Origin of the sequence: Kitasatospora sp. NPDC094015 (genome assembly GCF_040304075.1) — a bacterium.
In the GTDB taxonomy this organism is placed as follows: Bacteria; Actinomycetota; Actinomycetes; order Streptomycetales; family Streptomycetaceae; genus Kitasatospora.
The window spans coordinates 35,126-57,548 of the sequence record NZ_JBEOUL010000018.1; the positions used below are offsets into that span (position 1 = coordinate 35,126).

Here is a 22,423-nt window from a genome sequence, read left to right on the forward strand (position 1 = left end):
TCTCCTCGGATCTGGCTCCGGCTCAACCGGGCGCTCGGGTCGGGAAGTTCCGTGGTGGCGCGGCGGGTCCCCTCGGACCGCCGCGCCAGGTCGGCACTGACGCTAATTCAGCGGTGGCCTCAGTGGTGAAGGATCTTGGAGAGGAAGTCCTTCGCCCGGTCGGTGCGCGGGGCGGTGAAGAACGCCTCCGGCGTGTTCTCCTCGACGATCCGGCCGTCCGCCATGAACAGCACCCGGTTGGCGGCGGAGCGGGCGAAGCCCATCTCGTGGGTGACCACGACCATCGTCATGCCCTCGGCGGCCAGCGAGCGCATCACCTCCAGCACCTCGTTGACCATCTCCGGGTCGAGGGCCGAGGTGGGCTCGTCGAACAGCATCACCTTGGGCTTCATGGCCAGCGCGCGGGCGATCGCCACCCGCTGCTGCTGGCCGCCGGAGAGCTGCGCCGGGTACTTGTCGGCCTGGGCGGCGACACCCACCCGCTCCAGCAGCTCGCGGGCGGTCGCCTCGGCCTCGGGGCGCGCGACCTTGCGCACCTTGACCTGGCCCAGCACCACGTTCTCCAGCACGGTCTTGTGCGCGAACAGGTTGAAGCTCTGGAACACCATGCCGACCTCGGCGCGCAGCCGGGCCAGCTCCTTGCCCTCGGCGGGCAGCGGCCGGCCGTCGATCAGGACGGTGCCCGCATCGACGGTCTCCAGCCGGTTGATCGTCCGGCACAGGGTCGACTTGCCGGAACCGGAGGGGCCGATCAGGACGACCACCTCGCCGCGGGCGATCTCCAGGTTGATGTCCTGGAGCACGTGCAGCGCCCCGAAGTGCTTGTCGACGCCGCTCAGCACGACCAGGGGAGTCGGCCCGGCGCCGGAGTCGGTGACGGTCTTCTCGGTCATCGCGCCTTGCTCCCTCGTGTCCGGTCCCAGGGGGTGAACTCCCTCGGGCTGCGCCGCAGTCGGCCGGGCGCGGAGTGCCCCGGGCTAACGTCGGACGCTGGTACCGGGGGCCGGAGCCGGCGGAGCCCGCGGCCCCCGGTGGGGTGACCATAGGAAAGCCGACGATGCCATGTCAGCTGATCTGAGCGGAACTTGAGGATCACGATCCGGCCACACCCTGTGCGACCGCGGCGCTCGGATCGGTCACCGCCCGGCCGGGGCACGGCCCGTGAGCAGGCCCGCGGAAGGCTCCCCGCCCTCCGGTCGGCCGCTCGGAGCGGGTCCGTGCGCGGCCGGTCGGGCGGCGGTCCGGGCCGGCGCCGCAGCCGCCCCGGGCCGGCGGCGGAGCCGCCCCGCGCCGCGGCCGTACCCCGCCGCCGCCCGCGCGGAGGGCGGGCGTGGCCGACACCACCGTGACAATGGCGGACGGGGGCCGGAGAATACTGCGACCCGGTCCGACACGGCAGGACCGGCACATCCACCGGAACCACGAGGGAGAGGAGAGCGATGCGACTGCTACTCGTCGAGGACGACGACCGGGTCGCCGCCGCGCTGAGCGCGGTCCTGGGCCGGCACGGCTTCCAGGTCCGGCACGCCCGCAGCGGGCACGAGGCGCTGGACGCGCTGGTACCCGACGGCAACGACCCGTACCGGGTGGTCCTGCTCGACCTCGGCCTGCCCGACCGGGACGGTTTCGAGGTGTGCAGCCGGATCCGGGCCGCCAGCAGCGTCCCGGTGATCATGGTGACCGCGCGCGCCGACATCCGCTCCCGGATCCACGGGCTCAACCTCGGCGCGGACGACTACGTCACCAAGCCGTACGACATGGGCGAGCTGCTCGCCCGGATCCACGCGGTGGCCCGCCGCGGCCTGACCGCGGCCGCCCAGACCGGGACCGAGCCCGACCGGCCGAACCCGCCGCGCGGCCCGCTGGAGGCCCGCGGCGTGGTGATCGACCGCGAGCGCCGCCGGGTCAGCGTGAACGACCGCGACGTGCCGCTCACCCGCAAGGAGTTCGACCTGCTCGCGCTGCTCGCTCAGAGCCCCGGCGTGGTCTACCGCCGCGAGCAGATCTTCAGCGAGGTCTGGCGCAGCGGCTGGGAGGGCAACGGCCGCACCCTGGAGGTGCACATCGGCTCGCTGCGCACCAAGCTCGGCCTGCCCGGCCTGGTCGAGGCCGTCCGCGGGGTCGGCTACCGGCTGATACCCGAGCAGCCCGCCGAGGACCAGCCCGCGGACGAACCGGGCCCGGACGAGCGTGCCGGCGACGACGGGACGGGGCGCTGACCTTCCGTGCGCACCCGCCTGCTCAGCATCCTGCTCACCCTGATGGCCGCCGTCCTGGCGGCCCTCGGGGTGCCGCTGGGCTACCTCACCGCGGCCTCGGAGCAGAGCGAGGTGGTGGTCGACCGGATCGACGACGCCGCCCGCTTCGCCCAGGACCTGCCCACCCCGGGCCGCACCGGCGGGATCAACACCGCGATGAAGGGCGACTACCAGCCGGTCGCCGGTGACACCGGCCGGCTGAGCTCGCTGATCGGCGAGGTCACCCGCTACCACGAGCTCTACGGCATCCGGATCGGCATCTTCTACCGGGACGGCGGGGCCGTCGCGGTCGCGCCGCAGGGCTGGCAGGTCTCCACCGGGCCGGGCAGCGAGGCGTTCCAGGAGGCCTTGGACGGACGGCGCAGCCACAACCCGGACCAGGTCTGGCCCTGGGACACCGGCAAGACCCTCACGGTCGCCCTCCCGGTGGTCCGGGACGGCGACGTGGTCGCCGTGGTGATCACCGAATCGCCGACCGGCCCGCTGCGCGCCCGGGTGCAGCAGCAGTGGATGGTGATCGCGGGCGGCGAGGTGCTCGCGATGACGGTCGCGGTGCTGTTCGCGGTGCTGCTCACCGGCTGGGTGCTGCGCCCGGTGCGGACCCTGGACCGGGCCACCCACGACATCGCCACCGGCCGGATGAACGCCCGGGTCGCCCCCAGCGGCGGCCCCCCGGAGCTGCGCCGGCTGGCCCGCTCGTTCAACGACATGGCCGACCACGTGGTGCTGGCCATGGACCAGCAGCGGGTGTTCGTCGCCGACGCCTCCCACCAGCTGCGCAACCCGTTGGCCGCGCTGCTGCTGCGGGTCGAGCTGCTCGGCCTGGAGCTGCCGGACGGCCACGAGGCGGAGCTCGGCGCCGTCCGTGAGGAGGGCATCCGGCTGGCCCGGGTGCTGGACGACCTGCTCGGTCTGGCCACCGCCGAGCACGCCCGGCCCGAGCCGGAGCCGGTCGACCTGAACCGCCTGGTGCTGGCCCGGGTGGAGGCCTGGCGGCCGACCGCCGAGCAACGCGGTCTGCGGCTGGACTGGGACGCCCCGCTGCTGGCCCGCGGCCTGGCCGACCCGATCGGCTTCGGCAGCGCGCTGGACGCGGTGCTCGACAACGCGCTCAAGTTCGCGCCCACCGGCTCCGCGGTCACCGTCACCATCGCGCTCGGCAAGCGGGAGGTCGCGATCACCGTCGCGGACCAGGGTCCGGGCCTCACCGCGGAGGAGCTGGACCGGATCGGCGACCGGTTCTGGCGCAGCTCCCGGCACCAGAACGTGGACGGCTCCGGGCTCGGCCTGTCCATCGCCCGCACCCTGCTGCTGGCCGGCGGCGGTTCGCTGGACTTCGCGCCGGTGGAGCCGACCGGCCTCGCGGTCGTGCTGACCGTGCCGAGGGCCTCCAAGCGTCAGGGCGTCACGGCTTGACCGAGGTGTAGTACCGGCGGGCGCCCTCGTGCAGCGGCAGCGGGTCGGTGTACACGGCCGTCCGCAGGTCGACCAGCTGCGCCGCGTGCACCTGGGCGCCGATGGTGTCCCGGCTGTCGATCACGGCCCTGGTCAGCGCCTGCACCAGGCCCGGGTCGACGTCGTCCCGGGTGACCAGCAGGTTGGGGACGGCGACGGTGGGCACCGTGGTGCCGGCGGGCCGGATGTCCGGGTAGGTGTTGGCGGGGATGGTGGCGGCCCGGTAGGCGGCCGCGCCGCCGCCCTCCTGGCGCTGGAGCGGCTCGGCCAGCTCGGCCAGCGGCACGATCCGGATCGGGTAGCGGCCCGCCAGGTTGGTCACGGCGGAGGTGGGCAGGCCGCCGGACCAGAAGAAGGCGTCCAGCTGCCCGGACTGCAGCAGGCCGGCCGCGTCGACCACGCCCGCGCCCACCCCCGCGATGTCGTGGTCCGGGTCCAGGCCGGCGGCGCCCAGCAGCCGCCGGGTGACCAGGTTCACCCCGGACTTGGCCTGGCCGACGCCGACCCGCAGCCCGCGCAGGTCGGCGACCTTCTGCACCGGGGAGTCGGCCGGGACCACGAGCTGCAGGTAGTCGTCGTAGAGCCGGGCGATCGCCCGCAGCTTGGGCTTGCCGGGGCCCTCGAAGGAGGTCACCGCGTCGGCGGTGGAGATGGCGAAGTCGTCCCGGCCGGCCACCACCCGCTCCAGGTTGTCCACCGAGCCCTCGGAGTTGTCCAGCCGCAGCCGGGTGCCCGGGGCGGCGCCGAGCGGCTGCCCGCGCAGCAGCTGCCCGTACAGGTCGTAGACGCCACCGGGGACGCCGGTGGCGAAGCCGACCTCCCGCGGCGCCGGCCGCGGGGAGCCGGCCGCGGACAGCTGCCAGCCCGCCAGACCGGCCGCGACCAGCAGCAGCACCACGACCACCGGCACCGGGCGGCTGCGGGCGGCCCGGCGCACGGCGGCGCCCGCGCGGGCGGGGATCGAGGTGTCGGCCATGCAGGGGATACTGCCAGGCCCGGCGGCCGGACGGGAGGCCCGGGCCGGTGCCCTTACCCTTGCAGTTGTGGGTATGGAGGAGAGCTTGCGAACTTACAAGGTCGTCACGTACGGCTGCCAGATGAACGTCCACGACTCCGAGCGGCTGTCCGGGCTGCTGGAGGAGGCCGGGTACGCCAAGGCCGACCAGGACGGCGACCCCGACCTGGTGGTCTTCAACACCTGTGCCGTCCGGGAGAACGCGGACAACAAGCTGTACGGCAACCTCGGCCGGCTCGCCCCCGCCAAGCAGAGCCACCGGGGCATGCAGATCGCCGTCGGCGGCTGCCTGGCCCAGAAGGACCGCGACACCATCGTGCGCAAGGCGCCGTGGGTCGACGTGGTCTTCGGCACCCACAACATCGGCCACCTGCCCGCGCTGCTGGAGCGGGCCCGGGTCGAACAGCAGGCCCAGGTGGAGATCCTGGAGTCGCTGGAGACCTTCCCCTCCACGCTGCCCACCCGCCGCGAGTCCGCCTACGCGGCCTGGGTCGCGATCTCGGTCGGCTGCAACAACACCTGCACCTTCTGCATCGTCCCCGCGCTGCGCGGCAAGGAGGAGGACCGCCGCCCCGGCGACATCCTCGCCGAGGTCGAGGCGCTGGTCGCCGAGGGCGTGGTCGAGGTCACCCTGCTCGGGCAGAACGTCAACTCCTACGGCTCCGACCTGGGCGACCGGGAGGCGTTCTCCAAGCTGCTGCGCGCCTGCGGGCAGATCGAGGGCCTGGAGCGGGTCCGCTTCACCTCCCCGCACCCGCGCGACTTCACCGACGACGTGATCGCCGCGATGGCCGGGACCCCGAACGTGATGCACCAGCTGCACATGCCGCTGCAGTCCGGCTCGGACACCGTGCTCAAGGCGATGCGGCGCTCGTACCGGCAGGAGCGGTTCCTCGGGATCATCGAGAAGGTGCGCGCCGCGATGCCGGACGCCGCCATCTCCACCGACATCATCGTGGGCTTCCCCGGCGAGACCGACGAGGACTTCGAGCAGACCCTGCACGTGGTCCGCGAGGCCCGGTTCGCCAACGCCTTCACCTTCCAGTACTCCAAGCGGCCCGGCACCCCCGCGGCCGACATGGACGGGCAGATCCCGAAGGCCGTGGTGCAGGAGCGCTACGAGCGGCTGGTCGCCCTCCAGGAGGAGATCTCCTGGGAGGAGAACAAGAAGCAGGTCGGCCGCCGGCTGGAGATCCTGGTCGCCGAGGGCGAGGGCAAGAAGGACAACCAGACCGACCGGCTGTCCGGCCGCGCCCCCGACAACCGGCTGGTGCACTTCGAGCGGCCCGCCGAGCCGGTCCGCCCGGGCGACGTCGTCACCGTGGAGATCAGCTACGCGGCGCCGCACCACCTGCTCGCCGAGGGCCCGGTGCTGGCCGTCCGCCGCACCCGGGCCGGCGACGCCTGGGAGAAGCGGCAGGCCGTGCCGGCCGCCAAGCCGGCCGGCGTGATGCTCGGCCTGCCGACCATCGGCGCGCCCAAGGCGGCCCCCGCGCCGGCCGGCAGCGGCTGCGGCTGCGACTGACCACGCCCTGCGGAGCGGGCCCGACGGCGGGGCGGGGACGGCCCGGCTAGAGTGATCGACATGCTGGTCGCCGCCGCCGTCTGCCCCTGCCCGCCGCTGCTCGTCCCGGCGGTCGCCGCCGGGGCCGCACCCGAGCTGGAGCCGCTGCGGGCGGCCTGCCTGGCGGCGGTCGAGGAGCTGCTCGGCTCCGGCGCCGAGCTGGTCGTCGTGGTCGGCACCGGCCCGGAGGCCGAGGTCTGGACGGAGGGCGGCGTCGGCTCGTTCCGCCGGTACGGGGTCGACCTGGCCACCCGGCTGCCGCTGGGCGGGGTGGGCGGCCCGGAGCTGACCCCCGCGCTGACGGTCGGCGCCTGGCTGCTGGAGCAGGCCGGGGCCGTGCTGCCGACGCACGCCTGCGCGGTGCCCGCCGACACCGGACCGGAGCGGCTGCTGGGCCTCGGCAAGGGCCTGGCGGACCTCGCGGACCGGGTCGGCCTGCTGGTGCTCGGCGACGGCAGCGCCTGCCGCTCGCTGAAGGCCCCCGGCTACCTGGACGAGCGCGCCGAGGACTACGACGCCGTCGTGGCCGCCGCCCTGGGCTCCGCCGACACCGCCGCGCTGGCGGCCCTCGACCCCAAGCTCGCCGGCGAGCTGATGGCCGAGGGCCGGGCGCCGTGGCAGGTGCTGGCGGGCGCCGCCGAGGGCGCCGGGCTCGGCGGGGAGCTGCGCTACGACGAGGCGCCGTACGGGGTCGGCTACTTCGTGGCCTCCTGGCGCTGACGCCCGGCCCCGCCGCCGCGGTCAGCTCGGGCGCTCGGCCTGCCCGGGACCGTCCTGCGGCTTGCCCGCGAAGTCGTCCACGGCGTGCTTCGCCTTGGCCGCGCCGTTCTCGATCCGGTCGCTGTACTTGTGCTTGGTGACCTTGTCGACCGCGGTGCCCGCCTTGTCGACCATGTCGTCGATCTTCTCGTTGTGCTTGCCGGCGAGCTGGCTCGCCTTCTCCTTCAGCTCCTCGGCCTTGACCTTGAGGTCGTCCTTCAGGCTCATCCGCTGCACTCCCTGTGGTCGGCCGCCGGGCCGGCGGCGCGATCGGTCCGAATCCGTCACCTGCCCGGACATCCCGCCTTCCAAACCAGACATAACCCCTGATAGCAGCCCGGAACCTCCCGAACCGCCGGTACGGCGGCCGGTCCCGGCCGGCACTTTGCGAGACTTGGAACCGTGACCAGTACCCACCCCCTCCCGCCCCGCGTCGTCTCGGTGGTCGGCGCGACCGCCGCCGGCAAGTCGGACCTGGCGGTCGCCATCGCCCGCAGCCTCGGCGGCGAGGTGATCAACACCGACTCGATGCAGCTCTACCGGGGGATGGACATCGGCACGGCCAAGCTCGGCACGGACGAGCGCGGCGGGATCCCGCACCACCTGCTGGACATCTGGGACGTCACCGAGGCCGCCAGCGTCGCCGAGTACCAGCGGCTGGCCCGGGCCGAGATCGACCGGCTGCTCGCGGCCGGCCGCACCCCCGTCCTGGTCGGCGGCTCCGGGCTGTACGTACGGGCCGCCATCGACGAGATGGAGTTCCCCGGCACCGACCCGGCGGTCCGGGCCCGGCTGGAGGAGGAGCTCGCGGAGCACGGCAGCGGCCTGCTGCACCGCCGGCTGGCCGAGCTGGACCCGCCGGCGGCCGAGGCCATCCTGGCGAGCAACGGACGGCGGATCGTCCGCGCCCTCGAGGTGATCGAGATCACCGGCGCACCGTTCACCGCCAACCTCCCCGGCCACACCGCCGTGTACGACGCGGTGCAGATCGGCGTCCAGGTGCCCCGCCCGGAGCTGGACGAGCGGATCACGCTGCGGGTCGACCGGATGTGGCAGGCGGGCCTGCTGGACGAGGTGCGGGCGCTGGAGAAGCTCGGCCTGCGCGAGGGTCGGACGGCCGGCCGGGCGCTCGGCTACCAGCAGGTGCTGGCCCACTTCGCGGGGGAGTGCGGTGAGGACGAGGCGCGCGCCGAGACGGTCCGGGCGACCAGGCGGTTCGCCCGCCGGCAGGAGTCCTGGTTCCGCCGCGACGACCGGATCCACTGGCTCTCCCGGCCCTCCGGCACCGACCCGGTGGCCCTGCTGGAGCGCTCGCTGGAGCTGATCGGGGATCAGCCGGCGGCCTGATCCGGCGCCCCGTGGGCGGTTTCCGGCCATCGGCGCGTGCAGCTGCACCGGCAGCCGCAGATCCGCTGCCGACCGGGGGTTACAGGCCGATCACGTCCTGGCCACGGATCACCCGACGACCCCCGCCGGGCCCTGCCGACGACTCTGGACATGCCATCATCGGTAGCACCTGAGACCGCTCGCACCCGGTCGGTCTCACCGTCCGCGAACCCGTCCGTTCGTGTCGAAGCGTCAGGGGGAGGCCGCGTGTCCACGGGTACCGGCCCCGAGACCGACCAGCTGCCCGGCGACGCCCCGAGCGTCACCACCGCACTGCCCGAGCTCGTCGCGCCGACCACCTCGTACGCCGTGGCCCTGCCCGCCCTGGACGCGCTGACCGCCGCCGGGGTGGTGCACGAGCGGGACATCCGCCCCCGTAGACGGCTGCGCTGGTGGCAGCTGCTGCCGATCGTGCTGATGGCCACCCTGGGCTCGCTGATGTTCGCCTTCCCACTGGCCTTCGGCTCCGACCGCGCCTCCCCGATGATCGGCATGCTGGGCCTGCTGCTCACCGCCGCCGGGGTCGGCTGGGGCGCGATGGCCGCCCGCCGGGTCGGCTACAAGTGGCCGGGCGTGCCGCGCCGGGGTGCCGGCCAGCGGGCCGGCTGGAAGGCGATCCTGCTCTACACCCTGCTGGCCTGCGCGGCCGTGGCGCTCGCGGTCTGGCGGGTCGTGCAGCTGCGCGGCTGACCGCCCCGCGCCCGGCCCCGTACCGGGGTCCGCCCCGCCGGCCCGTCCCAGGGATCGGGCGGCGGCCCGTCCGTCCGGCCGGATCAGTACGATCGTGGTGTGAGCGACTCCACCGCGGCGGGCCTGCCCTTCCTCAAGGGCCACGGCACCCAGAACGACTTCGTGATCATCCCCGACCCCGACGGCCGGCTCGACCTCGGCCGGGCCGAGGTGGCGCTGCTGTGCGACCGGCGGGCGGGGATCGGCGGCGACGGGATGCTCCGGGTGGTCCGCGCCTCGGCCGACCCGGCGGCGGCGGACCTCGCCGACCGGGCGGAGTGGTTCATGGACTACCGCAACGCCGACGGCTCGATCGCCGAGATGTGCGGCAACGGCGTCCGGGTCTTCGCCCACTACCTGGTCCGCTCCGGGCTGGCGAAGCCGGGCGAGCTGGCGATCGCCACCCGGGCCGGGATCCGGCAGGTCACGGTCGCCGAGGACGGACCGGACGGCACCCCGGGGCTGATCACCGTCGACATGGGCCGGGCGCTGCTGCCGGGCCCGGACGGCATCGAGGTCGCGGTCGGCAGCCACCGCTGGCCCGCCCGGAACGTGAACATGGGCAACCCGCACGCGGTGGCCTTCGTGGACAGCCTCGCGGACGCCGGCGACCTGTTCACCGCCCCGCTGACCACCCCGGCCGGGGCCTACCCCGAGGGGGTCAACGTCGAGTTCGTGGTCGACCGCGGCCCGCGCCACGTCGCGATGCGGGTGCACGAGCGCGGCTCCGGCGAGACCAGGTCCTGCGGCACCGGCGCCTGCGCGGTCGCGGTGGCCACCGCCCGCCGGGACGGGCTCGACCCGGCGGTCACCGGGGAAGCGGTCGCGTACACGGTGGACCTGCCCGGCGGCCGGCTGGTGATCGAGGAGTTCCCGGACGGCCGGGTCACGATGACCGGGCCCGCCGTGATCGTCGCCTCCGGCGTGTTGGACCCGGCCTGGCTGGGCGTCACCCTCGGCTGATCCGGCCGCTTTGCCCCGTTGCGCCGCGGACCAATCCCCCTGTTCGGGTGATTCAACTGACGGAGTGGCAGCAGCCCGCCGCGGAACGTGCTGTGCTCGGTAGCATGGACCACCGGGTCGGACTTCGCTCCGGTGATCGCTGCCGGAGGTGCAGATGACCATCGAAGCCGGCCAGCACGGGGCCGTCCCGTACACCGTGCCCAAGCGCCCGCTGCCCAGGCTCAGCCGGGCGGCGCTCGGCCGGGCCGGTCGGGCCGCCCTGCTGGCGACCGGTCGGGGGCCGGTGCCGGACGCCATCGAGCCGATCGTGCAGGCGCACCGGGTGCACCATCCGCAGGCCGACCTGGCCCTGCTCGGCCGGGCGTACCGGACGGCCGAGACCAGCCACCGGGGGCAGACCCGCAAGAGTGGCGAGCCGTTCATCACCCATCCGCTGGCCGTCACGATGATCCTGGCCCAGCTCGGCGCCGGGACCACCACCCTGGTCGCCTCGCTGCTGCACGACACGGTCGAGGACACCGAGGTGACGCTCGATCAGGTGAGCGCCGACTTCGGCCCCGAGGTGGCCTACCTGGTCGACGGCGTCACCAAGCTGGAGAAGGTCGACTTCGGCGCGGCCGCCGAGGCCGAGACCTTCCGCAAGATGCTGGTGGCCACCGGCGACGACGTCCGGGTGATGGTCATCAAGCTCGCGGACCGGCTGCACAACATGCGGACGATCCGTCACATGAAGCCCGCCAGCCAGGCCAGGATCGCCAAGGTCACCCGGGACGTGCTGATCCCGCTCGCCGAGCGGCTCGGCATCCAGGTGGTCAAGGCCGAGCTGGAGGACATCGTCTTCGCCACCCTCCACCCGGAGGAGTACGCCCGCACCGGCGCCCTGCTGGCCGCCCACGAGGGCAGACCGGACGGCCTGCTGGAGCCCTTCGCCCAGGACCTGGCCCGCCGGCTGGAGGAGACCGCGGTGTCCGCCGCGGTCACCGTCCGGCCGCGCCACCACGTCTCCGCGCACCGGGTGCTGCTCAAGCGCAGCGCCGCGGTCGGGGCGGACGGCTGCCCGCAGGGCCTGCTCCCGGCGGACCTCGGCCGGCTGCTGGTGGTGGTGGAGGAGAACGCCGACTGCTACGCGGTGCTCGGCGAGCTGCACACCGGCTGGACGCCGCTGCCCGGCGAGTTCAAGGACTTCATCGCGGCGCCCAGGTTCAACCTCTACCAGTCGCTGCACACCGCCGTGGCGCTGCCCGGCGGCGAGGTGGTGGAGGTCCTGGTGCGGACCAGGCAGATGCACCGGGTGGCGGAGTTCGGCGTGGTCGCGCTCGGCGACCCGCACCAGGTCGAGGCCGGGGCACCCGGGACGGACGAGCCGGAGTCGGACCGCACCGATCCGGCCCGGCCCGGCTGGCTCAGCCGGCTGCTGGACTGGCAGCAGGAGACCCCCGACCCGGACGCCTTCTGGTCCGCCCTCACCGCCGACCTCTCCGACGACCGGGAGATCACCGCCGTCACCGAGGCCGGCGAGACCCTCCAGCTGCCCGCCGGGGCCAGCTGCGTGGACGCCGCCTACCTGCTCGGCGAGGAGACCGGCCACCGATGTATCGGCGCCCGGGTCAACGGCCGGCTCACCGCGCTGTCCACCCCGCTGAAGGACGGCGACGTGCTGGCCGTCCTCACCACCGGCGGCGAGGTCTTCGGGCCGGACGCCCAGTGGCTGGAGTACACCCGGACCCCGGCCGCCCGGCTGGCCGTCGAGCGCTGGCTGGCCGAGCACCCGGCCGGCAACCCGGTGGTGGAGTCCGGCCGCCGGTCCGGCCAGCCGCTCGCCCCGGCCCCGGCCGCCCCGGCACCGAGCAGTTCGCCGGTGACGGTGGCCGGCCGCCCCGGCGTACCGGTCCGGCTCGCCCGCTGCTGCACCCCGGTACCGCCGGACCAGGTGACCGGCTTCGAGATCCGCGGCGGCACGGTCGCCGTGCACCGGGCGGACTGTCCGATCGGGGAGCGGATGCACCAGGCCGGACGCAGCCGGCTGGAGCCGGTGTGGATCCCCGGGGCGGAGCCCGCCGCCGGCTACCGGGCCACCCTGCACGCCGAGGCGCTGAACCACCCCCGGCTGCTCGCCGACCTGACCGCGGTGATCTCCGGGGAGGGCGTGGACATCGTCTCGGCCGAGGTGGGGCCGCCGCAGGAGCTCCGGGTGCGGCACAGCTACACCGTCGAGCTGCCCTCGGCCGCCGCGCTCCCGGCGGTGATGCGGGCCATGCTGCGGGTGTCCGGCGTGTACGACGTGTACCGGCCGGGCGGTGGAAACCCGGATGACCGGGGCCCGTCGGGCGTGCGACCATCATGGGGAATTCACGGCCGGTCCGCGGCGTTGACGCAAGGCAGCAGTGGTGCCGGCGCGCTCAGCGGTCCGCAGGGGTAGCCCGCTCTCGTCCACGGAGGTTCTCCGGCCGGTCGAGGGGCAGACTCCTGGTACTCCCGCCGACAAGGGCGGGCGCCGGCCTCCGACCAGCAAAAGGATGAGATGACCTCCACGTTCGACAGCCGCAACCAGGCGGGCGACTCCCGCCGACTCACCGACATCAAGGCCGATGCCCTGATGGACGAGGACCTCGCGGCGATCGACGAGGACCTCGGCAGCTACGACGGTGACCAGTACGACCGCTCCGAGCGCGCCGCCCTGCGGCGTGTGGTGGGCCTGTCCACCGAACTCCAGGACGTCACCGAGGTCGAGTACCGCCAGCTGCGGCTGGAGCGCGTGGTGCTCGTCGGCGTCTGGACCAGCGGGACGGTCGAGGAGGCTGAGAACTCGCTCGCCGAGCTCGCGGCGCTGGCCGAGACGGCCGGCTCCGAGGTGCTCGACGGCGTGATCCAGCGCCGCGACAAGCCCGACCCGGCCACCTACATCGGTTCCGGCAAGGCCCGGGAGCTCGCCGACATCGTCGCCGTCACCGGCGCCGACACCGTCGTCTGCGACGGTGAGCTCACCCCCGGCCAACTGATCCAGCTGGAGGACGTGGTCAAGGTCAAGGTGGTCGACCGGACCGCCCTGATCCTGGACATCTTCGCCCAGCACGCCAAGTCCCGGGAGGGCAAGGCGCAGGTCTCGCTGGCGCAGATGCAGTACATGCTGCCGCGCCTGCGCGGCTGGGGCCAGTCGCTGTCCCGGCAGATGGGTGGTGGTGGCTCCGGCTCCTCCGGTGGCGGCATGGCCACCCGTGGTCCCGGTGAGACCAAGATCGAGACCGACCGGCGCCGGATCCGCGAGAAGATGGCGAAGCTCCGCAAGGAGATCGCCGAGATGAAGAAGGGCCGCGACACCAAGCGCCAGGAGCGCCGTCGCAACCAGGTCCCCTCGGTCGCGATCGCGGGCTACACCAACGCCGGCAAGTCCTCCCTGCTCAACCGGCTCACCGGCGCCGGCGTCCTGGTGGAGAACGCGCTGTTCGCCACCCTGGACCCGACCGTGCGGCGGGCCCAGACCCCGACCGGCCGGATCTACACCCTGGCCGACACCGTCGGCTTCGTCCGGCACCTGCCGCACCACCTGGTCGAGGCGTTCCGCTCGACCATGGAGGAGGTCGCCGAGGCGGACCTCATCCTGCACGTGGTGGACGGCTCGCACCCCGAGCCGGAGACCCAGCTGGCCGCCGTCCGCGAGGTGATCGTCTCGGTCGAGGCACAGAACGTGCCGGAGATCGTGGTGATCAACAAGGCGGACGCCGCCGATCCGCTGGTGCTCCAGCGGCTGCTGCGCCGCGAGCCGCACGCCCTGGTGGTGTCGGCCCGCACCGGGCAGGGCATGGACGAGCTGCTCAAGCTGATCGACGACGAGCTGCCGCGCCCGGCCGTCGAGGTGCAGGCGCTGGTCCCGTACACCCGTGGCGACCTGGTCTCCCGGGTGCACGCGGAGGGCGAGCTGATCTCCACCGAGCACACCGGGGACGGCACCCTGCTGCGGGCCAAGGTGGCGGCCGAGCTGGCCGCCGAGCTGGAGCGGTACACCGTGGTCGGCCAGAGCTGACCGCGCCGTGACGCACCGCCGCGGGCCCCGCCTCCTCCCGGGAGGCGGGGCCCGCGGCGTTCGTCCGGTCAGTGCACCTGGCGGCTGAAGTACTCGAAGCCCTTCTGGGCGTCCGCGCCCAGGGTGGGGCCGGCCAGGAAGGTGGCCTGGTCGTTGCCGACCGAGGTGTTGCTGATCAGGGCCGGCCTGCCGTCCCGCTGGGCGAACCAGCCGCCGCCGCTGGAGCCGCCGGTCATGGTGCAGCCCATCGCGTTCATCGGCGGGCGCTCGGCGTCGTAGACGTACGGGGTCAGCTTGATCCGCGAGTCGCAGTGCTCCAGCTCGCGGCCGTCGAACGGGGCCTCGGCCGGGTAGCCGTACGCGGAGACCGCGCCGATGGTGGCGGTCGGGGCGTTGAACCAGACCGGCACGGAGCCGCCGACGGTCTCCTCCAGCGAGCGGGCGCTGTCCTCGCTGTGCACGTGGAACACCGCGAAGTCGAACTGGCTGGCCGGGCCGCCCTTCTCGCTGCCCTCCTGGACCCACTGCGGGGAGACGTAGCCGGCGTCCATGGTCCACACGCCGTACGGGGCGAGCTGCTCCAGGGTGGCCCGGCGCCCGCCGCTGGCGGCGCCGGTCCGGTTGTACGAGGGCACGAAGCTGATCTTCTTGAACCAGCTGCCGTCCTTGCCCTCGTGCACGCAGTGCGCGGCCGTCCAGACCAGGTTGCTGCGGCCGGGGTTGGCCGGGTCGGTGACCACGGTGCCGGAGCACTCGGCGTCGGAGTTCGGGCCGACGCTCAGGAAGATCTTGCCGACCACCGCCGTCCCCGGGCTGTACGGGTGCTTCTCGGCGGCGGCCGGGATGGCGGGCGGCAGCTGCACCTCGGAGCGGGACGGGGACTTGGCGGTGGCGATGTTGGCCTCCTTGGGCCGGACGCCCTTGGCCGTCTCCATCCGGACCTGGTCCCAGTAGCCCTTCAGCACCTCGGGCTTGAAGCCGTGCTCCTTGGCCCAGTTGGCCAGGTCGTCGGCGCTCCAGTTCTTGAGGTCCTTCAGCGAGTCCGGCAGCTTGATGCCGCCCTTGCCGGCCGAGCCGGAGGCCACCGCTGGGGACGGCGGCGGGGCGGCCTGCGGCGCGGTGTCGTCGTTGCAGCCGGTGGCGGCCAGCGCCAGCACGGTCAGCAGGGCCGCCGCCGCGGCGGCGGAACGTCGGTGGGTGGAAGGCATGTGGTCGATCCCCGTTGCTCGGATGGTCGGTGGAGCGGGCGTCAGGTCGGGCGGCGGTGCCGCGGCGGGCGTCACTTCCGGGAGAGGTAGTCCAGCGCCTGGCGGGCCACCCCCTCCAGGTAGGGGCCGTTCAGCGAGGTGTGGTCGACGGTCCCGATGGAGGTGTTGCTGACCAGCCCGAGGCGGCCGTCCGGCATGGTCGCGAACCAGCCGCCGCCGCTGGCGCCGGAGGTCATGGTGCAGCTGATCGAGTGCATCGCCGGGCGCTGCGGGTCGAACGAGAGCTGTCCGGGCCGGCCGGAGTCGCAGCGGTCCAGCTCCTGCCCGTCGAACGGGCGGCCCACGGGGTAGCCCCAGGCCGATACGGACAGGCCCTCGCGCGGGGCGTCGAACCAGACCGGGACGGCCGACCCCACGGCCTCCTCCAGCGAGCGGTCGGAGCCGTCCGCGTCGTGCACCCGGAGCACCGCGAAGTCGTACTGGTTGGCCGAGTTGCCGGCGTGCCCGCCCTCGGCGGTCCACTGCGGCGAGGTGATCACGTTGTCGGCCCACCACTGGCCGAGCGGCGCCACCTCGGCCAGCGTCGCCTTGTGGCCGCCGCTGGCCGCGCCCGAACTGTTGTAGGCGGGAACGAAGATGAGGTTCTTGAACCAGTCGCCGCCCTTGCCCTCGTGCACGCAGTGCCCGGCCGTCCAGACCAGGTTGCTGCGGCCCGGGCGGGCCGGGTCGGCGACCACCGTGGCGGAGCACTGGCCGGTGCCGCCGTTGGGCGCGGTCATGAACACCTTCCCGGAGGCGGCGTACCGGGTGTACGGGCGCGGGACGGCCACGGCCTGGACGGCGGCGGGCACAGGGGTGGTGACAGGCGCCGGGGCGGCGGAGGGGGAAGCCGAGAGGGAGGGTGACGGGGCGGCCACAGAGGTGGCCGGCGCGGGCTGCTGCGCGGGCGCCCCCGCCATGCTGTCCGGGCTCCACACCGCGTCGTTGCGCGGATTGTGGAAGACGTGCTCGGAGGCCCACCGGTCCCAGTCCTCGAACCGCCACCGCTTCAGCTCGTCCCAGCTGCGCGGCAGCCCGGCGGCCCGGCGGTCGCCGTCGCCCTGCGTGGTGCAGGCCGCCCCGGCGAGGAGCACCACGAGGGCCGTGGCAGCGGCCCCCACGGCGCGGTTGATCGATGACATTCGGCCCCCCGGACGTCCGACAGTGTTCCCCCACCCGCAGTCTCCCACCGCCGCAGTCTCCCATCCGCGCCGAGCCGGCGGCCGTTCGGTGCAGGGCTGTTGACGAGCGGTCACCGTTTCGCCATAGCAGCCACCCGTCCGAGTGGCACTGATCACTCCTGAGGGTGAGTGACGGTTCGCGGTTCACCGGAACGAGTGAGCCGATCTTGTGCTCGCTACCCCGGGATAGGTAGCCCTTACCCGTAGTCCAGCCCGCCCGAAGGAGCAGCCTTGAGCACCGCCCTCACCGGAGCCCCGCCGGCCGTCCTCTCCCGGCCCGCCGCGCAGGCCACCGCGGCCGACCCGGAACCGCTGCTCCACCCGGATCCGGCGACCGCCGCCGAACGGGCCGGCACCGAGAGCCTGTTGCGCTGCTGGGCGCGGGAGACCGGGGCCCGGCCGGTCGGGGCGCGGCTGCGGATCGCTGTCCTCGGCGGCGCCGCCGAGCTGGCCGCACCCGTCCGGCACTGGTCCGCCTGCGGCTGGCACCGGTTCGGCCCGGTCACCGTCACCGCCGGCGACGGCGCCCCGGTGGCCGTCGACGCCGTCACGGTCGCCGCGCTGCTCGCCGGCGCCGCCGCCGAGCACCCGGAGGCGGGACAGATCGCCGACCTGGCCGCCCGGGTCGCCGACTCGGTCGGCCGCACCGCGGACTTCCTGGCCCACCACCGGGCCGGCGCCCGGCCGGCCGCCACCCCCTTCCTGCGGGCCGAGCAGTCCCTGCTGCTGGGACACCCGCTGCACCCCACCCCGAAGAGCCGGGACGGCCTCGCGGCCGCCCAGAGCGCCGCCTACTCGCCCGAGCTGGGCGGCAGCTTCCGCCTGCACTGGTACGCCGTCGACCGCGACCTGCTGGCCTCCGACTCCGCCGCCGGGCGTCCCGCCGAGCAGCTCACCGCAGACCTGCTCGGCGACCAGGCGCTGCTGCCGCCCGGCACCGCCGCGCTCCCGCTGCACCCCTGGCAGGCCCGCGAGCTGGCGTTGCGCCCCGCGGTCGCCGCCCTGCTGGAGGAGGGCCTGCTGCACGACCTCGGACCGCACGGCGAGCCCTGGCACCCCACCTCCTCGGTGCGGACCGTCCACCGCCCCGACCTGCCGTGGATGCTGAAGCTCTCGCTGGGCCTGCGGATCACCAACTCCCGCCGGGAGAACCTCCGCAAGGAACTCCACCGGGGCGTCGAGGTGCACCGGCTGCTGGAGAGCGGCCTGGGCGCCGAGTGGCGGGCCGCCCATCCGGGCTTCGACATCGTCCGCGACCCGGCCTGGATCGGCGTCGACCACCCCGCCCTGGGCGACCCGGGCGGCCTGGACACCGTGCTGCGCAGCCAGCCGTTCGGTCCGCGGGAGCGGGCGCTGTGCGTGGCCGGACTGCTCGCCGAGCAGCCGCTGGACCGGATGCACTCCCAGCTCTCCGACCTCTTGCGGGAGTTGGCCGCCCGCACCGGCCGCCCGGTGCCGACCGTGACCGCCGAATGGTTCCTGCGCTACCTGCACGCCGTGGTGCTGCCCGTCCTGTGGCTCGACGGGCGGGCCGGCATCGCCCTGGAGGCGCACCAGCAGAACAGCCTCGCGGTGCTGGACCGGGACGGCTGGCCGGTCGGCGGCCGCTACCGCGACAACCAGGGCTACTACTACCGGGCCTCGCACGCCGACCGGCTGGCCGCCCGGCTGCCCGGCATCGGCGCGCACAGCGACACCTTCGTGCCCGACCAGGTCGCCGACGAGCGGTTCGCCTACTACCTGGGCATCAACCACGTGCTCGGCCTGATCGGCGGCCTCGGCTCGCAGGGCCTCGCCGACGAGGAGGTGCTGCTCGCCGCCCTGCGCGCCTTCCTGGCCGGCCCCGAGGCCGCCGCCACCGGCTCCCGGTTGCCCGCCCACCTGCTGGACGCGCCCACCCTGCGCTGCAAGGCCAACCTGCTCACCCGGCTGCACGGCCTGGACGAGCTGGTCGGCCCGGTCGAGACCCAGTCGGTGTACGTGACCATCGCCAACCCCGTGGCGGCCGGGTGACGGCGGCCGGGCCGGACCTGCTGGACGGGGTGGCCGGCTGGGGACCGATGCCGACCGCCGCGGGCGAGTTCCGGCTCCGGCCGGTCGACCCCGCGGCCGACCTCGCGCTGCTGGCCGCCTGGATGAACGACCCCGCGGTGGACGCCTACTGGGAGCTGGCCGGGCCGCCCGCCACCACCGCCCGCCACCTGGCCGCCCAGCTCGACGGCGACGGCCGCAGCGTCCCCTGCGTCGGGCTGCTGGACGGCGTTCCGGTCGGGTACTGGGAGGTCTACCGCGCCGACCTCGACCCGCTCGCCCTGCACTACCCGGCCCGGCCGCACGACACCGGGCTGCACCTGCTGCTCGGCCCCGCCGAGGCGCGCGGCCGCGGCCTGGGCGGCCTGCTGCTGGCCGCACTGGCCGACCGGATCCTGGCCCGGCGCCCGCGCTGCGAGCAGGTGGTCGCCGAGCCCGACGTCCGCAACGCGCCGTCCCTGCGGGCCTTCCGGAAGGCCGGCTTCGACCGGTGCGCCGCGCTCGACCTGCCCGGCAAGCGGGCCGCCCTGATGGTGCGCCGGCGGGCCGGCTGACCACCGGATCCCGGCCGGCCCCGACCCCTCTCCCCGAACTGGATGGCATGGACAACCCGCAGCCCGAGCCGTACGACCTCCTGGGCATCGGCATCGGCCCGTTCAACCTGTCGCTCGCCGCACTCGCCGACCGCGCCGACGGCCTGCGCACCCTCTTCTGCGAGGCCCGGCCGGAGTTCCGCTGGCACCCCGGCATGCTGGTCGACGGCGCCCGGATGCAGGTGCCGTTCCTGGCGGACCTGGTCTCGCTGGTGGACCCGACCAACCCCTGGTCGTTCCTGAACTACCTGCGCGACCAGGAGCGGCTGTTCCCGTTCTACTTCGCCGAACGCTTCCAGCTGCCCCGCCGCGAGTACGACCACTACTGCCGGTGGGCCGCCGAGCGGCTGCCCAACTGCCGCTTCGGCACCGAGGTCACCGCCCTGCACTGGGAGCCGGGACCCGGGCTGTACCGGGCCGAGACCGCCGCCGGACCGCTGGCGGCGCGGGCCGTGGTGCTCGGGGTGGGCACCGTCCCGGCCTGCCCCGAGCCGTTCGCCCGGCTCGCCGGTCACCCGCGGGTCTGGCACGGCGCCGAGTACCTGGAGCGGCGCTCCGCGCTGGCCGGCGCCCGGGACGTCACCGTGGTCGGCTCGGGCCAGTCCGGCGCCGAGATCTTCCTGGACCTGCTGCGCACCCGCGGCGCCGACGGCACCCGGCTGCGCTGGCTCACCCGCAGCCGGGCGCTGGCCCCGATGGAGTACTCCAAGCTCGGCCTGGAGCACTTCACCCCCGACTACACCCGCTACTTCCACGGCCTGCCGGGGCCGGCCCGGGACCGGCTGGTCCCCGCCCAGTGGCAGCTGCACAAGGCCGCCAGCGCCGAGACCCTGGCCGAGATCCACGACCAGCTCTACGAGCGCACGGTGGGCCGCCCGCTGGACGCCGACCCGGTGGAGATCCTCCCCGGCACCGCGGTCACCGGGGCCGAGGCCGGACCGTGCGGCGGCTACGAGCTCAGCTGCCGGCACCTGGACTCCGGCGTCCGGCACGTGCTGCGGACCGACGCCGTGGTGCTCGCGACCGGCTACCGGGCCGTCCGGCCGGCGCTGCTGGACCCGATCACCGAGCTGATCGACTGGGACGAGCAGGGCCGCTACCGGGTCGACCTGGACCACCGGGTTGCCACCGACCCGGCCCTCACCGGCGGTCTGTACGTCCAGAACGCCGAGCTGCACACTCATGGGGTCGGGGCTCCCGACCTCGGACTGGGGGCGCACCGGGCCGCCGTGATCCTCAACGCCGTGGCGGGCCGGCCGGTGCACCGCCTGCCCGCCCGTACCGCCTGGACCAGCTTCGCCCCGCCGGCGCCGGACCGGCCGGCCGGCCCGCCCGGCGCCGCCCCGGCCACCCCGCCCGCCGCCGCCCTGCTCCCGCGCCCCCAGGAGGAGAACCGTGCCGCAGCCGTCCGCTGAGCAGCCGCTCCAGCTGCCCCCGCACCTCACCGAGGAGCACTGGCGGCGGGCCCGGCGGGAGCTGCTCGCCAAGATGCTGGGCGAGTTCGCGTACGAGGAGCTGATCACCCCGGAGCCGGACGGCGACGGGTACGCGCTCACCGTGCCCGGGGCGCCGGGCCCCGCCGCCGTCTACCGGTTCCGGGCCCGGCGCGGCGCGTACGGCGGCTGGCAGGTCGACCCGGCCTCGGTGGCCTGCGAGCAGGAGCCGGACGGCGACCCGCTGCGCTTCGTCCAGCGCGCCCGGCACCTGCTCGGGCTCTCCGGCGACACGGTGGGCCACCTGATCCGCGAACTCACCGCCACCCTGATCGCCGACACCCGGCAGCTCGCCACCGAACTGACCGCCGCCGAGCTGGCCGACCTCGGCCACGTCGAGCTGGAGGGCCGGCAGGGCGGACACCCGTGGATCGTCCCGAACAAGGGCCGGATCGGCTTCTCCGCGCAGGACGCCGCCCGCTGGGCCCCGGAGGCGCGCCGCCCGCAGCCCCTGCCGTGGCTGGCCGTGCACCGCAGCCTGGCCGAGTACCGCGGCCCGGCCGACCTGTACGAGCGGGAGCTGGACGACCCGCGGCGGTTGCGCGCCGCGCTCGGCGAGCGCGCCGGCGAGTACCTGCTGCTGCCCGTCCACCCCTGGCAGTGGGACGAGGTGGTGGTGCCGCTGTTCGCCCCCTGGATCGCCGACGGCCGGATCGTGCCGCTGCCCAGCGACGGGGACCTGCGGCTGCCGCAGCAGTCCATCCGCAGCTTCTTCAACCTCACCCGGCCCGAGCGCTGCACGGTCAAGCTGCCGCTCGCCATCCTCAACACCCTGGTCTGGCGCGGCCTGCCGACCCGCCGCACGCTGGCCGCGCCCGCCGTGACGGCCTGGGTGCACGGGATCCGCGACGGCGACCCGTTCCTGCGCGAGGAGTGCCGGGTGATCCTGCTCGGCGAGCTCGCCTCGGTCACCGTGGAGCACCCGCTCTACCGCGACCTGCCGGAGGCGCCCTACCAGTACAAGGAACTCCTCGGCGCGATCTGGCGGGAGTCGCTGGACGGCTGCCTGGACGCCGGCGAGCGCGGCCGCACGCTGGCGGCCCTGCTGCAGACCGGCTCGGACGGCCGGGCGCTGGTCGCCGAACTGGTCGCCCGCTCCGGCCTCGCCCCCGCCGCCTGGCTGGAGCGGCTGTTCGCCGTGATGCTCCCGCCGCTGCTGCACTTCCTCTACCGCTACGGCACGGTCTTCTCCCCGCACGGCGAGAACGCGATCGTGGTCTTCGACGAGCGGGACGTGCCGGTCCGGCTCGCGGTCAAGGACTTCGTGGACGACATCAACCTCAGCGACCAGGACCTGCCCGAGCTGGCCGACCTGCCGGCCGAGGTGGCCGGCGTACTGCTGCGCGAACCGCCCGCCCAGCTCTGCCAGTTCCTGCACGCCGGCCTGTTCATCGGGGTGTACCGCTACCTGGCGCCGCTGTTCGAGCGGCAGCTGGGCCTGCCCGAGCGGGAGTTCTGGGCGCTGCTGCGCGAGCGGATCCTGGCCCACCAGCGCCGCTTCCCCGGGCTGCGGGAGCGGTTCGCGCTCTTCGACCTGTTCGCGCCCCGGATCGACCGGCTCTGCCTGAACCGCAACCGGCTGCTGCTCGACGGCTACCGGGACCGCCCCGAGCGCCCGCACGCGGCCGTCCACGGACAGGTGGAGAACGCGCTGCACCCCGCGGCGGAGGCGGCGATGCCGGGACAACGGAGCCGGATTGTCACTCCCGCCCCGTAGGCTTGGCACGC

General features: G+C 74.6%; 18 protein-coding genes. 13 read left to right on the forward strand and 5 right to left on the reverse strand.

Annotation, left to right across the window (positions count from 1 at the left end; genetic code table 11):
* Positions 1 to 119 precede the first annotated feature (119 nt).
* Positions 120 to 893, reverse strand: coding sequence for an amino acid ABC transporter ATP-binding protein (locus ABT014_RS21490; protein WP_502895053.1), 774 nt, complete (start codon positions 891 to 893; stop codon positions 120 to 122).
* Positions 894 to 1,439: 546 nt separating this feature from the next.
* On the opposite strand from ABT014_RS21490, the gene ABT014_RS21495 reads away from it, so the two are divergent.
* Together ABT014_RS21495 and ABT014_RS21500 are read left to right on the forward strand one after the other, a co-directional pair.
* Positions 1,440 to 2,219, forward strand: a complete 780-nt coding sequence (locus ABT014_RS21495) for a response regulator transcription factor (protein ID WP_350640607.1) — start codon at positions 1,440 to 1,442, stop codon at positions 2,217 to 2,219.
* Between the two features lie 6 nt (positions 2,220 to 2,225).
* Positions 2,226 to 3,674 carry a sensor histidine kinase gene (locus tag ABT014_RS21500; RefSeq protein ID WP_350640608.1) on the forward strand — a complete coding sequence of 483 codons (1,449 nt, stop codon included), beginning with the start codon at positions 2,226 to 2,228 and terminating at the stop codon, positions 3,672 to 3,674.
* Here the strand turns inward: ABT014_RS21500 and ABT014_RS21505 are convergent.
* Positions 3,664 to 4,689: a TAXI family TRAP transporter solute-binding subunit gene (locus tag ABT014_RS21505; RefSeq protein WP_350640609.1), complete on the reverse strand. Its 1,026-nt coding sequence runs from the start codon at positions 4,687 to 4,689 to the stop codon at positions 3,664 to 3,666. The two genes, ABT014_RS21500 and ABT014_RS21505, sit on opposite strands and share 11 nt — an antisense overlap.
* Positions 4,690 to 4,762: 73 nt before the next feature.
* Between ABT014_RS21505 and miaB the strand changes: the two genes are divergently transcribed.
* Positions 4,763 to 6,253: a tRNA (N6-isopentenyl adenosine(37)-C2)-methylthiotransferase MiaB gene (gene miaB, locus ABT014_RS21510; RefSeq protein WP_350640610.1), complete on the forward strand. Its 1,491-nt coding sequence runs from the start codon at positions 4,763 to 4,765 to the stop codon at positions 6,251 to 6,253.
* Between the two features lie 60 nt (positions 6,254 to 6,313).
* Positions 6,314 to 7,012, forward strand: coding sequence for a class III extradiol ring-cleavage dioxygenase family protein (locus tag ABT014_RS21515; protein ID WP_350640611.1), 699 nt, complete (start codon positions 6,314 to 6,316; stop codon positions 7,010 to 7,012).
* A gap of 21 nt (positions 7,013 to 7,033) precedes the next feature.
* Here ABT014_RS21515 and ABT014_RS21520 read toward each other — a convergent pair whose 3' ends face one another.
* The gene (locus ABT014_RS21520) at positions 7,034 to 7,279 is read right to left on the reverse strand and encodes an antitoxin (protein ID WP_350640612.1); all 246 of its coding nucleotides are present in this window, start codon (positions 7,277 to 7,279) and stop codon (positions 7,034 to 7,036) included.
* Between the two features lie 174 nt (positions 7,280 to 7,453).
* Here ABT014_RS21520 and miaA point away from each other — a divergent pair, with 174 nt between their 5' ends.
* The 5 genes from miaA to hflX all read left to right on the forward strand — a co-directional run bounded on the left by miaA (position 7,454) and on the right by hflX (position 14,150).
* Positions 7,454 to 8,398: a tRNA (adenosine(37)-N6)-dimethylallyltransferase MiaA gene (gene miaA, locus ABT014_RS21525; RefSeq protein WP_350640613.1), complete on the forward strand. Its 945-nt coding sequence runs from the start codon at positions 7,454 to 7,456 to the stop codon at positions 8,396 to 8,398.
* A gap of 246 nt (positions 8,399 to 8,644) precedes the next feature.
* Positions 8,645 to 9,127 carry a hypothetical protein gene (locus ABT014_RS21530; protein WP_350640614.1) on the forward strand — a complete coding sequence of 161 codons (483 nt, stop codon included), beginning with the start codon at positions 8,645 to 8,647 and terminating at the stop codon, positions 9,125 to 9,127.
* A 99-nt stretch (positions 9,128 to 9,226) separates the two neighbouring features.
* Complete coding sequence (gene dapF, locus ABT014_RS21535) at positions 9,227 to 10,129, forward strand: diaminopimelate epimerase (RefSeq protein ID WP_350640615.1); 903 nt, start codon at positions 9,227 to 9,229, stop codon at positions 10,127 to 10,129.
* A 154-nt stretch (positions 10,130 to 10,283) separates the two neighbouring features.
* A complete protein-coding gene (locus ABT014_RS21540; RefSeq protein WP_350640616.1) occupies positions 10,284 to 12,548 on the forward strand; it encodes a RelA/SpoT family protein in 2,265 nt (754 codons plus the stop codon).
* A 102-nt stretch (positions 12,549 to 12,650) separates the two neighbouring features.
* On the forward strand, positions 12,651 to 14,150 hold the full coding sequence (gene hflX, locus ABT014_RS21545) for a GTPase HflX (RefSeq protein ID WP_350640617.1): 1,500 nt from the start codon (positions 12,651 to 12,653) through the stop codon (positions 14,148 to 14,150).
* Positions 14,151 to 14,218: 68 nt separating this feature from the next.
* Here hflX and ABT014_RS21550 read toward each other — a convergent pair whose 3' ends face one another.
* A complete protein-coding gene (locus tag ABT014_RS21550; RefSeq protein ID WP_350640618.1) occupies positions 14,219 to 15,358 on the reverse strand; it encodes a trypsin-like serine peptidase in 1,140 nt (379 codons plus the stop codon).
* Positions 15,359 to 15,429: 71 nt separating this feature from the next.
* The gene (locus ABT014_RS21555; RefSeq protein WP_350640619.1) at positions 15,430 to 16,539 is read right to left on the reverse strand and encodes a trypsin-like serine peptidase; all 1,110 of its coding nucleotides are present in this window, start codon (positions 16,537 to 16,539) and stop codon (positions 15,430 to 15,432) included.
* A gap of 270 nt (positions 16,540 to 16,809) precedes the next feature.
* On the opposite strand from ABT014_RS21555, the gene ABT014_RS21560 reads away from it, so the two are divergent.
* The 4 genes from ABT014_RS21560 to ABT014_RS21575 are packed head-to-tail and all read left to right on the forward strand — an operon-like array spanning position 16,810 to position 22,412.
* Positions 16,810 to 18,591: an IucA/IucC family protein gene (locus tag ABT014_RS21560; protein WP_350640620.1), complete on the forward strand. Its 1,782-nt coding sequence runs from the start codon at positions 16,810 to 16,812 to the stop codon at positions 18,589 to 18,591.
* A complete protein-coding gene (locus ABT014_RS21565) occupies positions 18,483 to 19,163 on the forward strand; it encodes a GNAT family N-acetyltransferase (RefSeq protein ID WP_350640696.1) in 681 nt (226 codons plus the stop codon). Before ABT014_RS21560 ends, ABT014_RS21565 begins: the two co-directional genes overlap by 109 nt.
* Positions 19,164 to 19,210: 47 nt before the next feature.
* Positions 19,211 to 20,617 (forward strand): lysine N(6)-hydroxylase/L-ornithine N(5)-oxygenase family protein, encoded by a 1,407-nt coding sequence (locus tag ABT014_RS21570; protein ID WP_350640621.1) that lies wholly within the window; start codon positions 19,211 to 19,213, stop codon positions 20,615 to 20,617.
* Positions 20,598 to 22,412, forward strand: a complete 1,815-nt coding sequence (locus tag ABT014_RS21575) for an IucA/IucC family protein (protein ID WP_350640622.1) — start codon at positions 20,598 to 20,600, stop codon at positions 22,410 to 22,412. The genes ABT014_RS21570 and ABT014_RS21575 overlap by 20 nt, the downstream gene beginning before the upstream one ends.
* The last annotated feature ends 11 nt before the right edge of the window (positions 22,413 to 22,423 follow it).